This window comes from Leeuwenhoekiella aequorea (genome assembly GCF_004104375.1).
In the GTDB taxonomy this organism is placed as follows: Bacteria; Bacteroidota; Bacteroidia; order Flavobacteriales; family Flavobacteriaceae; genus Leeuwenhoekiella; species Leeuwenhoekiella aequorea.
On record NZ_QOVM01000002.1, the window covers coordinates 395,999 to 409,108 of the forward strand.

Annotated in this window: 9 protein-coding genes; 4 read left to right on the forward strand and 5 right to left on the reverse strand. The window is 35.9% G+C overall.

What is annotated here, in order from left to right; translation table 11 throughout:
• Positions 1-59 precede the first annotated feature (59 nt).
• From DSM00_RS05785 to gltB, 3 genes are all read right to left on the reverse strand, one after another.
• Positions 60-497 (reverse strand): hypothetical protein, encoded by a 438-nt coding sequence (locus DSM00_RS05785; protein ID WP_128757079.1) that lies wholly within the window; start codon positions 495-497, stop codon positions 60-62.
• Positions 498-604: 107 nt separating this feature from the next.
• A complete protein-coding gene (locus tag DSM00_RS05790) occupies positions 605-2,071 on the reverse strand; it encodes a glutamate synthase subunit beta (protein ID WP_128757080.1) in 1,467 nt (488 codons plus the stop codon).
• 7 nt (positions 2,072-2,078) lie between these two features.
• Positions 2,079-6,587 (reverse strand): glutamate synthase large subunit, encoded by a 4,509-nt coding sequence (gltB, locus tag DSM00_RS05795; protein ID WP_128757081.1) that lies wholly within the window; start codon positions 6,585-6,587, stop codon positions 2,079-2,081.
• A gap of 472 nt (positions 6,588-7,059) precedes the next feature.
• On the opposite strand from gltB, the gene DSM00_RS05800 reads away from it, so the two are divergent.
• From DSM00_RS05800 to DSM00_RS05810, 3 genes are read left to right on the forward strand one after another with little or no spacing between them, the layout of a single operon-like run.
• Positions 7,060-8,184, forward strand: a complete 1,125-nt coding sequence (locus DSM00_RS05800) for a porin (protein WP_241652360.1) — start codon at positions 7,060-7,062, stop codon at positions 8,182-8,184.
• 19 nt (positions 8,185-8,203) lie between these two features.
• Positions 8,204-8,542: a P-II family nitrogen regulator gene (locus DSM00_RS05805; protein ID WP_128757082.1), complete on the forward strand. Its 339-nt coding sequence runs from the start codon at positions 8,204-8,206 to the stop codon at positions 8,540-8,542.
• Between the two features lie 32 nt (positions 8,543-8,574).
• Complete coding sequence (locus DSM00_RS05810; RefSeq protein WP_128757083.1) at positions 8,575-9,813, forward strand: ammonium transporter; 1,239 nt, start codon at positions 8,575-8,577, stop codon at positions 9,811-9,813.
• Positions 9,814-9,876: 63 nt separating this feature from the next.
• On the opposite strand, the gene DSM00_RS05815 is transcribed toward DSM00_RS05810, so the two are convergent.
• Positions 9,877-10,221, reverse strand: coding sequence for a DUF4870 domain-containing protein (locus tag DSM00_RS05815; protein WP_128757084.1), 345 nt, complete (start codon positions 10,219-10,221; stop codon positions 9,877-9,879).
• Positions 10,222-10,375: 154 nt separating this feature from the next.
• On the opposite strand from DSM00_RS05815, the gene DSM00_RS05820 reads away from it, so the two are divergent.
• Positions 10,376-11,599 carry a hypothetical protein gene (locus DSM00_RS05820; RefSeq protein ID WP_128757085.1) on the forward strand — a complete coding sequence of 408 codons (1,224 nt, stop codon included), beginning with the start codon at positions 10,376-10,378 and terminating at the stop codon, positions 11,597-11,599.
• Between the two features lie 36 nt (positions 11,600-11,635).
• Here the strand turns inward: DSM00_RS05820 and DSM00_RS05825 are convergent, their stop codons facing one another.
• The gene (locus tag DSM00_RS05825) at positions 11,636-13,105 is read right to left on the reverse strand and encodes an oligosaccharide flippase family protein (protein ID WP_128757086.1); all 1,470 of its coding nucleotides are present in this window, start codon (positions 13,103-13,105) and stop codon (positions 11,636-11,638) included.
• Positions 13,106-13,110: the final 5 nt, after the last annotated feature.

Sequence of the window (13,110 nt, forward strand, 5' to 3'; positions counted from 1 at the left end):
AACAGGGCTTTTTCTATTTTAAGTAATATCACTATTGATCGATTAATATATTCGTCTATTTAGTTTTCAAATTGATAGTATAGCGACGAACCCCTACAATCCTCCCAATTGCTTTCTAAACTATTGGAGTCTGTATATTCTAAAAGCTCTTCAGTCGTTCCAGTGCAATTAGCGATTATTTCATGTTCAGAATCATGTGTGAATTTTAAATATTTATCACTTTCTATCATCACGATATCAAAATTACCTTGAGATTGCAATGTATCTCCTTCTCGAATCTGAATTTTAGTAAATCGCATTTCATTTTTCAGTTCATAATATTCTTGCCATGCCATATCAGAACCACTTTTTTCAGAATTTAAAGTCTTGCCAGACATCTTAACAAGGTTAAGTCTAAGTGTTTGATTTTCTGATTCCTGAATGGCAGTATCAGAATTATCTGAGCAAGAGCCCAAAATTAATAAGCCTATTAAAAGATAGATAGATCTAAACATCATATATAATATTTATATGTAGATGCTTTGCCTAAGCAATGGTTGCGTTAAAAATGCAAAAAAAAACGACTGAAGATTTTCAGTCGTTTCATAAATTGATCTATTAAAATTTAAACTCTTGGCAAATCACCATCACCTTTTAATGGTAAATCTGATTTACCCATGAGATATTTATCGATATGGTGAGCAGCTTGTCTACCTTCAGAAATAGCCCAAACTATAAGTGATTGTCCTCTTCGTGTATCGCCAGCTGCAAAAACGCCTGGGACATTAGTCATATAATCAGTAACCGAAGCTTGTATATTTGTACGCACATCTAATTTAACACCTAACTGTTCTGCAACGGTGGGCTCACTTCCGGTAAATCCTAAAGCCAGAAAAACCATATCTGCCTTCCATTCTTTTTCAGTACCCGGAATTTCTTTAAGATTAGGACGTTCACCCGGTTTATGTATCCATTCTACTTCAGAAGTTATAAGACCTGTCAAATTTCCCTCTTTGTCGCCAACGAATTTCTTAGTTGAAATAGAGAAAAAACGTTCTGCTCCTTCTTTGTGTGAGCTACTCGTACGTAGACGCATTGGCCAATACGGCCAAGGTTGATTTTCGGGACGCTCTGGAGTTCCCTTACTCATAATTTCAAAATTGTTAACGCTCGTCGCACCGTGTCTAATTGAAGTACCTATGCAATCACTCCCTGTATCGCCTCCACCTATCACAATAACATCTTTTCCAGTTGCTTTTATCTCTTCACCTTGCCATTGTAAACCAGCTACACGACGATTATTTTGTGGTAAAAAATCCATAGCTTGATAAATTCCCTTTAAATCTGATCCTTCAATAGGAAGATTTCTTCGTACAGTTGCACCACTACATAAAACAACAGCGTCATATTCTTTTTTGAGTTCGCTGGCAGAAATATCGTGTCCTACGTGAACACCACATTTAAACTGAATTCCTTCTTCTTCAAGAACAACTAATCTACGGTCAATGACATGCTTTTCCATTTTAAAATCAGGAATACCATAACGCAACAATCCACCCGGCTTCTCATCACGTTCGTAAACAGTAACTAAGTGACCTGCTCTGTTAAGTTGTTGTGCCGCTGCAAGACCGGCGGGGCCAGAACCTATTATGGCAATTTTTTTACCAGTTCGTTTGAGAGGTGGATTGGCTTTTATCCATCCATTCTTAAAAGCTTCTTCCGCAATATTTTTCTCTATATTTTCGATGGTTACAGGATCTTCGTTAATCCCTAAAACACAAGCCTCTTCGCAGGGAGCAGGACATAATCTACCCGTAAATTCTGGAAAATTATTTGTTCCATGGAGAATATGAGCAGCTTCTTCCCAGCGTTCTCTATATACAGCATCGTTAAAATCTGGAATTAAATTTCCTAAGGGACATCCACTATGGCAAAATGGAATTCCACAATCCATACAACGCGCCCCCTGATTTTTTAATTCAGACTTTTCAAGTGGAATTGTAAACTCTTCATATTTCTTCACCCGCTCTTCAACTGGCTTGTACGGTTCAATTTTTCTTTCGTATTCTAAAAATCCGGTTATTTTTCCCATGATTCTATTATTCCGTTAAATCTGTTAATTTTTCTTCTTCTTCCAATCGTATTAGCGCTTTTCTATATTCTTCTGGCAGAACTCTAACGAATTTTGGCAAGTAAGAATCCCAATTCTCTAGAATACGCTGAGCTAAAGCACTTTGTGTATAATTATAGTGATTTGTTACCAGTTCATGTAACTGCGCTACGTCATTAGATTCTGTCACTTCATCTAAATTTAAATCTGTTGCGTTACATTTTGATCTAAACGTTTTGTCTTCATCTAATACATAGGCTACACCACCACTCATACCAGCACCAAAATTTCTTCCAGTTTTACCTAGAATAACAGCGAGACCACCAGTCATATATTCACAACCGTGATCACCTATGCCTTCGACTACTGCTACTGCCCCACTATTACGTACGCAAAAACGTTCTCCTGCTGTACCATTAAAGTAGGCTTCACCACTGGTTGCACCATATAAAGCCACGTTACCAATTATTACATTCTTGCTAGCATCAAAAGTTGCTTCTTCAGGAACTTTAACGATTAAACGCGCTCCTGAAAGTCCTTTCCCCACATAATCATTTGCATTACCATCAACTTTTAAAGTTAGTCCCCGAGTCGCAAAAGCTCCAAAACTCTGCCCGGCTGATCCTTTGAAATTAACTTTCAACGTATTGTCTGGTAAGCCCTGTTCTCCATAAATTTTAGAAATCTCATTACTTAAAATCGCTCCTACAGCACGATCTAAATTTGTTATATCAAGATCTAATGTTGTTTTCTCTTTTCGGAATAAAGCGGTATGGGCTAATTCTATAATTTCAAAATCAATTGATTTTTCTAAATGATGATTTTGAGTTTCTGTATTATACACTTTTACACCTTCTGGCACAGGTATATCATGTAAAATAGGTGATAGATCTACACCTGCAGCTTTAAAGTGCTCTATAGCCTTATTACGATCTAATTTTTGTACTTGACCCACCATCTCATCGATAGTTCTAAAGCCTAGTTGAGCCATAATTTCACGTAATTCTTCTGCTACGAAATACATAAAGTTAACCACATGCTCTGGCTTGCCTTTGAATTTCTTACGTAATTCTGGATTTTGAGTAGCAATGCCTACAGGACATGTATTTAAATGACAAACACGCATCATAATACAACCTGATGCTACTAATGGTGCGGTTGCAAATCCAAACTCTTCTGCTCCTAATAAGCATGCCACCGCTACGTCTCTACCGGTCTTTAATTGTCCATCGCATTCTAAGCGTATTCTGCTTCTTAAATTATTAAGTACTAATGTCTGTTGAGCTTCGGCTATTCCTAATTCCCAAGGCAAACCACAATGTCTTAATGATGTTAACGGCGATGCTCCTGTACCTCCATCATAACCTGATATAAGTATAACATCTGCCATTGCTTTTGCTACACCTGCAGCTACAGTACCTACTCCTACTTCTGAAACTAATTTCACATTAATACGAGCTTCTCTATTTGCAGATTTTAGATCATAAATTAATTGAGCTAAATCTTCAATGGAATAAATATCGTGATGTGGTGGTGGAGATATTAATCCTACGTAAGGTGTACTTTTACGGGTTTTAGCAATAAACTTATTAACCTTTTCCCCTGGTAACTGACCGCCTTCACCTGGTTTTGCTCCTTGAGCCATTTTAATCTGAATCTCTGCTGCGCTTGTTAAGTAGTTACTCGTAACTCCAAAACGTCCTGAAGCTACTTGCTTAATAGCAGAGTTGCGCCAGTCTCCATTAGGACTTTTATAAAATCGCTCTGCATCTTCGCCTCCCTCACCACTATTACTTTTACCACCTATACGGTTCATAGCAACCGCTAGATTCTCATGAGCTTCTTTACTAATAGAACCGTAAGACATTGCCCCGGTCTTAAATCGTTTAACTATTTCTGTCCAAGGTTCTACTTCCTCTATTGGAATAGGATCATAATTAGAAAATTCAAACAATCCACGTATAGTCATTAATTGCTTTGACTGCTCATTTACCAAACTTGCGTATTCTTTGTATGTTTTTGGATTGTTTTGACGTACCGAATCTTGAAGTTTAGCTATGGTAAGCGGATTAAACATATGTTTTTCTCCATTACGTCTCCAGCGATAATCACCACCAATTTCTAATTCAAGATTTCCTGAAATGTTTTGGCGTTTAAATGTGCGACTATGTCGTTTTGCTACTTCTTGCTCCACTTCATATAGACCTATTCCTTCTATACGGCTTGGAGTATTTGGAAAATATTTCTCAATTAATTTTGAATTGAGACCTAAAGCTTCAAAAAGTCTTGAACCTCGATACGAGTTTAAGGTAGATATACCTATTTTGTTCATTACCTTAATCACTCCTTTACCTACCGCTTTATTATAATTTTCTACAGCATCTTGAAAATCAATGTTATCAAGATTTTTCTCTTCAATCTCCTCCCGTATAATTTCATTTACCATATATGGGTTGATGGCACTTGCTCCATAACCAAATAATAAGGCAAAATGGTGCACTTCACGTGGTTCTGCAGATTCTATTATTATACTCATTTTTGAACGCTGCCCACTTCTAAAAAGTCCGCTATTCATATAAGAACAACCTAACAGTGCAGGAATAGGCGCCATTTTCTCATTTACCCCTCTATCTGATAGGATTAAGATTGTATGACCATCATCTATGGCTTGTGATGCTTGAGCTACCATAGACTCTAATGCATCTTCAAGGCCATTTAATCCTCTGTTTGCATCATAAAGCATAGGTATTTCTGTTACCTGAAAATCTGGATGATCAAAATTTTTGATCTTATCTAAATCCTCTTTAGAAATTACAGGATTTTGAATGCGTATTTTTTTACAGTAATCAGGAGTAATCTCCATCAAATTAGTATCTGGCCCCAGTGTAAGACTCAAATCTGTAATTAACTCTTCACGAATTCCATCTAATGGCGGATTAGTAACTTGAGCAAATAATTGCTTGAAATAGTTATATAAAAGTTGAGGTCTTTCAGAAAGAACTGCTAACGGAGTATCTGATCCCATCGATCCTATAGGCTCTTTTCCTTTTCCCGCCATAGGCAGAATAATAGTACGTATATCTTCCGCAGTATAACCAAACGCATTTTTACGTAGATCAAAAATGGTCTCTTCTACTTTTAGATCTACATCGCGATATGGGATATCTTTTAAGTTAACTCGGTTTTTATTTAGCCATTCTCCATAGGGCTTTTTAGATACTATACTTTCTTTAATCTCTTCATCGTTAATGATTCGACCAGCCTTCATATCTACTAAAAACATTTTTCCCGGCTCTAATCTGCCGTGAAATGCTATATTTTTTGGTTCTAAATCGAGAACACCTGTTTCTGAAGACATGATTACATATCCTGTTTTAGTTACAGAATAGCGTGAAGGTCTTAAACCGTTACGATCTAAAACTGCGCCTATATAATCACCATCGGTAAAAGGAATAGATGCAGGACCATCCCAAGGCTCCATAATGCAACTATTAAACTCATAAAAAGCCTTTTTTGCTTCACTCATTTCTTGATGTTTTTCCCAAGCTTCAGGAACAAGCATCATCATTATTTCGGGAAGCGATCTACCAGACATTAATAGAAGTTCCACAACCATATCCATAGAGGCAGAATCAGATTTACCTTTTAATATAATAGGGAAAAGTTCTTTAAGGTCATCCCCAAACCAGTCGCTTTTAAGTAATTCTTCTCTACTTCGCATACGCGAAACATTTCCGCGCAGCGTATTTATTTCTCCATTGTGGCACATATATCTAAATGGCTGCGCCAGATCCCAGGTTGGGAATGTATTTGTAGAAAAACGTTGATGTACAAGCGCTAATCTGGTAGTCAGTTTTGGATCTAATAAATCTGTATAGTAAAATTTAATATCTTCAGGCATTAATAGACCCTTGAAGATTAGAGTTTTATTAGATAAACTTGGTAAATAGAAATAAGAAAGTTCAGAAAGTTTACTTCCCAGTATAGTATGCTCCGCTATTTTTCGGGCGGTATAGAGCTTAATCATAAACTCCTGCTCCTGCATTTCTTTATTAGGTTTACCAATAAAAATTTGCTCAATATGCGGCTCAACGCTTGCTGCTATAGAACCAAGATAACCTGCATCTACAGGTACTTTTCTCCAGCCTAACAGAACAAGCCCCTTATCTTTAATTTGTTGTTCAAATACATTCTTACAATATGCCCGCTGATTTTCTTTTTTAGGTAGAAAGACATTACCCATTGCATATTCGCGCGGTGCAGGAAGATCAAAATCACAATTTTCTTCAAAAAAGTCATAAGGTATGTCTATAAGTATACCCGCACCATCTCCTGTTTTCCCATCACTACTTACTGCACCACGATGTTCTAGTTTTTCTAAAATTTCTAGAGCTTTATGTATAATATCATTTGACTGTTTTCCTTCAAGACTGCAAATGAATCCCGCTCCACAATTTTCGTGCTCCCATTCTGGTGAATATAAACCCTGTTTTTCCATAAAATTTCTCCTCTTATTTAACGTCTGAATCCTAAAGCTATTCAATAAAAATTTACGCTAATAATTTTAAAGACTAAGATTTTTATTATTTCATTATTAGCAATAAAAAGGATTTAAAATGATAACAAATCAAAATTAGTTAACAGATTTTATAAATTATGAAATGCTTTTTTTAAGAAAATCGAGTTTTTCGACATTAAATTAAATTTCATTAATTCTTAAGTCTATGTTAAGATTTGACGTTTTTGATACTTTTTTAACCAATAAATCTATAAAATCTCTTAAAAAATGGTCATTATCCACAATCAATATGACAATTGATAACTAAAAAATCACTTAAAATCTATTATACCCTAAATTTTATAGGGTTATTTTTATTTAAACAATAATTATTTATCACTTACCCCTATATTTTTAGGGGTGCACTTAATTATTATTTAGCTTAGCATCTCACCAAATAACCAAAATAGAGATGAAAAAATTTTTACTACCCTTAATGGTTTGCATAAGTGTTTCAGCATTTGCCCAAGAAGAAACTTCGTGGACAGATGGATTTTCGCTATCGGGATCTGTGGATGCTTATTTTAGACAAAATTTAAATGCGCCCAATAAACTTATAGATACCGATGTTGATGGTGAAGTTGACAGTTATATTGCTCCTGGTTCCTCATTTGCTAATCAACCAGGATTTGCACTGGGAATGGCCAATCTAATTATAGGCTACGAGAAGGGAAATGTGGGCGTTGTTGCAGATCTTGTATATGGCCCACGCGGTACAGATGCTGTGTTTGGCTCTACAACGGCCAGTTCAAGTATCGTTAATCAATTATATGTATACTGGAATGTTAGCGAAAAAGTAAAACTAACTTTTGGTAACTGGAATACATACTTAGGATATGAAGTTATCTCACCAGCGGCTAACTTTAACTACTCTACCTCGTATATGTTCTCTTATGGACCTTTTTCACATTCTGGCTTAAAAGCAGATTTTACACTTGATGAAAATTGGAGTGCTATGGTTGCTTTGATGAACTCAACAGATTATACAGACTACAATCCGTTTGGAGGTTATACTGCAGGAGCTCAACTTGGATATTCAGCAGGATCAGGTAGTGCGTTTTTAAATTTTCTATATGGCGATCAAGACGGTGACTATACAGATATGGGTCTTGGAGAAGGTGTAGGCGCTACTTTTCAAGTGGATTTAACTACAGGCGTAGATTTATCTGATTCTTTTTACTTGGGACTTAACACTACTTACAATAGTACCGAAGCAGGAGATCTTGGAGGAGACTCCTTTGGTTTTTATGGTGTTGCCTTATATGCACAACTCGCAGCCAGTGAAAACTTTTCTATAGGCTTACGCCCAGAATATTTTAGCCAGTTCGGCGGCTTTGATGCCATAGGTGGAAACGATGCCGAAGGAGACGGAAATGTACTTGCCGTAACCTTATCTGGAAATGCAAAAGTTGGCCCTCTTACTTTAATTCCCGAATTTAGATTAGATTCTGCTAGTGAAGATGTATTCTTAGATGGTGATTTAACACCACAAGGAAGCTTAGGGTCCTTCCTTCTTGCAGCCGTATATTCATTTTAATCTAAAACAAAATTACACAATGAAAAAAATCGAAGCGATTATTAGAAAATCAAAATTTTCAGCCGTAAAACAGGCTTTACATGAAAAAGGAATCAATTTCTTTTCCTACTGGGATGTTACTGGTTTAGGAAATGAAAAACACGGTCACGTTTACCGCGGTGTTTCCTATAGTACCAGTGATATTCAGCGCAGATACCTATCTATTGTGGTAAATGACGATTTTGAACAAATTACCATAGCTGCAATTATGGAGGCTGGGGCAACCGGTGAGATCGGTGACGGAAAAATATTTGTATCCGATGTCATAGAAGCATACCGAATACGAACAGGCAAAAAAGGTGGCGACACTTTAAATTAAATCTTAACAACCCTTACAAAACAAATTAATATATGGAAGCAGGATTATTTACAGCAAACAACGTATGGATGATGATCTGTACAGGGCTTGTGTTTTTTATGCACCTAGGATTTTCACTTTTAGAAATAGGATTAACACGCGAGAAAAACACAATTAATATTTTATTTAAAAATGTGTTTATTATATGTGTCGGTCTTTTAGTTTATTACATAGGAGGCTTTAATTTAATGTATCCCGGTTTTGCAGAAGACTCTTCAGGTATCTTCAGCTTTGCTGGCTTTGGAATCGCTCCTCCAGAAAATGGGATGACTCCAGAATATGCCGATGGTGGTTACACATGGTGGACAGATTTTCTTTTTCAGGGAATGTTTGCAGCCACTGCAGCAACTATTGTGTCTGGTGCCGTAGCAGAGCGCATAAAGCTTGGAGCATTTATGATTTTTACAGTGATTTATGTAGGTCTCGTTTATCCTATTGTGGGTTCTTGGAAATGGGGCGGTGGATTTTTAGATGCTATGGGATTCTATGATTTTGCAGGCTCAACTCTCGTTCACTCTGTAGGTGGCTGGGCAGCTTTAATTGCTATTTATTTACTAGGAGCACGTATAGGTAAATTTGATGCAGATGGTAAGGCAAATGCAATACCAGGTCATAATATCCCGTTTGCAGTAGCCGGTGTTCTTATCTTATGGTTAGGTTGGTTTGGGTTTAATGGTGGTTCTGTTTTATCTGCAGATCCTGCACTTACCTCACTTACACTTGTAACAACTTCACTCGCAGCTGCTGCAGGTGGCGTAAGTGCTTTTGTTGTATCAACTGTAATGTATAAGAACTATGATTTAACGATGTTCTTAAATGGTATTTTAGGCGGACTGGTAGGAATAACAGCAGGTGCTGATCAAATGGGTCCTAATGATGCTATAATTATTGGTGTAATTGCAGGAGCGATTATCGTATTTGGTGTAGCCCTGGTTGATAAATTGAAACTTGATGATCCTGTAGGTGCTGTAGCTGTACACTTAATTTGCGGTATCTGGGGAACCCTAGCCGTTGGTATTTTTGGTGCGATGGCCAGTATAGAGCAGTTTTTAACGCAATTAACAGGAGTAGGAATTGTAGGTGCATTCTGCTGTATCTCTGCTTTTATAATCTTATTTATACTTAAAATAACGATTGGTTTACGCGTTTCAGAGCGTGAAGAACTTGAAGGTCTTGATGAGCACGAACACGGAATGAGTGCTTATCCAGATTTTGGTCTCAATGAACACTAAAAATTATCGGTTTCTCTTATTTAAAAAAACCCGGCACCAATTGGTGCCGGGTTTTTTATTTGACTACTTTATAAATTGGTATGTTAACGGATAATAGGTACGTTCTCCATTAATCGTTTTAATTGCATTAATAATCGGAAATATAAATATTAATACACCTAAAACAATAAATCCTATTATGCCAAGACCAAAAAGCAAAATTGCGGGAACACAAAGTACTGCTAATATGAATGTGCTTATTTGAAAATTTAAAATTTGCTTCCCTTGATGATCCATACCTAAAACTTTATCCCGCTGAGTTAACCAAAGTATTAACGGTATTATAAAGCCACCACAGCCCGTAACAAAATTTACTAATTGACTTAAATGCGCAACCGCAACTAAATTTCTATCTTCTCGTAAGTTCATGATTATTTGATATTTGATTGATTACTATATATGTAGCAAGCGTAAGCCATTTGTTACGTTGCTAAGGAACTTAATTTCTTATTTATGGCACGCTACTTGTTTAATATAGTATGTACCATCCAAAATCTAGTACGAACAATTAAAATTAGAAACCATGAAAAATTTATTCTTTCTTATTATAAGCCTAGTGGTAGGTCTTTCTCCTACAAATGCGGAGACTTTGGATGCTACTTTAACACGATATGACGGATCCCGGTATATTTTTGTAGAAGGTGGCGTGGAGTTTTCGGTTTATCCAGATGGTGAATTCGATTTTGTATTACCACAGTTAGCTAGAAATGCTGTACAAGTAAATGTAAATACAGGACCATTAAATATTAGTTATAACTCTGGGTATAATTATGACCCTTATGTTCAATATGATGATTATGGAGCCGTATTACAAATAGAAAACGTACCTATCTATTATGATAATTGGGGAAGAATTATACAAGCAGGAGATGTTTATATAAATTACAACAATGGACGTATTGTAAATGTTGGAGGATTAAATGTGTTTTATTCTGGTACACGATTTTCACACGTTACAGGATACATAAATGTCTATAACAGATCTTATGTATATCACCCTTATCATAATTATTTCTATAGACCTTTTTATGATAGGGCCTTAGTTTACAACACACCATATAGAAGATATTATCGTCCTACTAGATATGATTATGCTTATCATAGAAGTCACTATAATCAAGGTTATCGTAATGGATATGCTAATGCTTATCACGATTTTAAAAAACCAAAAGGTCGTATAGCACATAATAATGTGAGACGCGGTAGTTATTCGACAGCAAGAACTCAGGTAAACAATGATAGACGTTATACTGCAAGCTCAAGGACATCATCTGCTAGTAGATCAAATAATACTAGATCACAAACTGTAAATAGAAGTTATAGCTCGAGAAATTCTAAATCACCAGCAATTATTGATAATAGAAGCTCTAGATCAAACACACCTAATGTTATTCGCGCAACTACTAATTCTCGAAGTTCTAATGCCGCTAGATCATCACAATCTCAACGTGCTACTTCAAAAAATAGTAGAAACGATCGCCCTGTTGCAGCGCAAAGAAATAGTTCTACCCAGAGAGCCACAACACAAAAAGCTCCGCAAAGTAGAAGTGTAATTTCAAGAAGCAGCTCATCACCACGTCAAGTGACTCAGAGAGCAAGTTCGCAGCGTACGAGTACTCAGCAACGTGCAGTACAGCGCACACAAAACTCACGCACAAGCAGTGCTGCAAGTTCAGCAAAAAGTAATAATAGACAGTCCTCTAGTTCACGTAGCTCTAATAGCCGCTCAAGAAGTGGAGATAATTAAAATTTTGGTTGGTTAGTTGTAATATCCCGTAATTGTTTATTCAATGCGGGATTTTCTTTTTAAAATGTTATCATTTAACCAATTATAAATTTCTGGAGAGATTTTGAATATATAGACTACAACTAAATATATACTTCCTAGAATAATTGATTTTAGTCCTATGGCTAAATAGGGATTTAATTTAAAATTCCAAAAGTAAAAACATACTCCTAATACTAATAGCAAAGAAGTAACATTCATGGTTGCTTTGGTAAAAGGATGCATACCAAATTTTTTGTAAACAACAATTATTTTTGCTAAGGCATACCCTACTGATGCAATAAACGTTGCTATTGCAGCCCCATTTATTCCTAATTCTGGAATGAAAATCAAATTTAGAATAATTGCTAAAATCACTAGAAATACACCCAGCACAAGCACTAATCGATAGTAATCACTATTGTATAGAATAGCATTATTATTACCTAAAATGTTATCTACTAATTTTGCTAATGAAATTAGAAGCACCACATAAAGACCTTTGCTATACGCAGGGTCCAGAATGAGGTAGAGTGTATTGATATTACATACAATCAACAAGAGTAATAAACCCGAGATTATATAAAGCGTAAGCGAACTTTTTTTATATAAATCTTTAAGCTCAACAAAACGTCTCTCATTCAAATAATTTGCTGTGAGTGGATACATAATCTGATGCATTGCACGTGCAGGAACAGCTATTACAGCGGCTATATAAATCCCTACTGAATAATAAGCAATATTCTCAATGGCAACAAGTTTACCTAGCATAAACATGTCAATTTCCAAAATCATAACCGCCACAGAACCTGCAACAATAATTAAGGTGCTGTATTTTATAATAGCCTTCCATTCTTCCGGAATAGCAAGTCTCAATTTTGGCTTTTTTAGACTGAATGCATAACCTAACATAATAAACATGCGTAATACATAAACGATGGCCAATCCAAATAAAAACTGATCCATATCAATAAGATCAATTGCAAACAAAAGCAGTAATATCATCACCCCGAGCCGATGGAAAATCTCGTTCATAATATTTCCGAACACACTATGAAGTTGCGCTTTTGCGTATGCGTAAGCTATTTCAAAATATGCCATTGAAAATGCTATAATACCTATAACAATTATATAGGGTCTCACTATCTCATTCTTAGAAGCCAGAAAATCTACTAAATCAGAGTAGAAAACTGTTACTAAAATAGTTGTTGGGATTAGTATAATTAATGGAAGTCCCAACATAAAGCTTAGAAAAACCTCTTGTTTACGGCCGCTATATTTTGAGTAAAACTTTATTAGCGTATTGTGAGTACCTACTGCTATAAACGGCATAGCTAATGTTGCACTGCTAAGTAAGAATCCTACAAGACCATAATACTCATCTTGAAAAAACTGAACATATAATACCAAAGTATTTAAAGCACCAATTCCAAAACCTAAATAAGTTGTAATTAAATTCTTGAATGACTGTGACGAAACAATTCCCATATGAT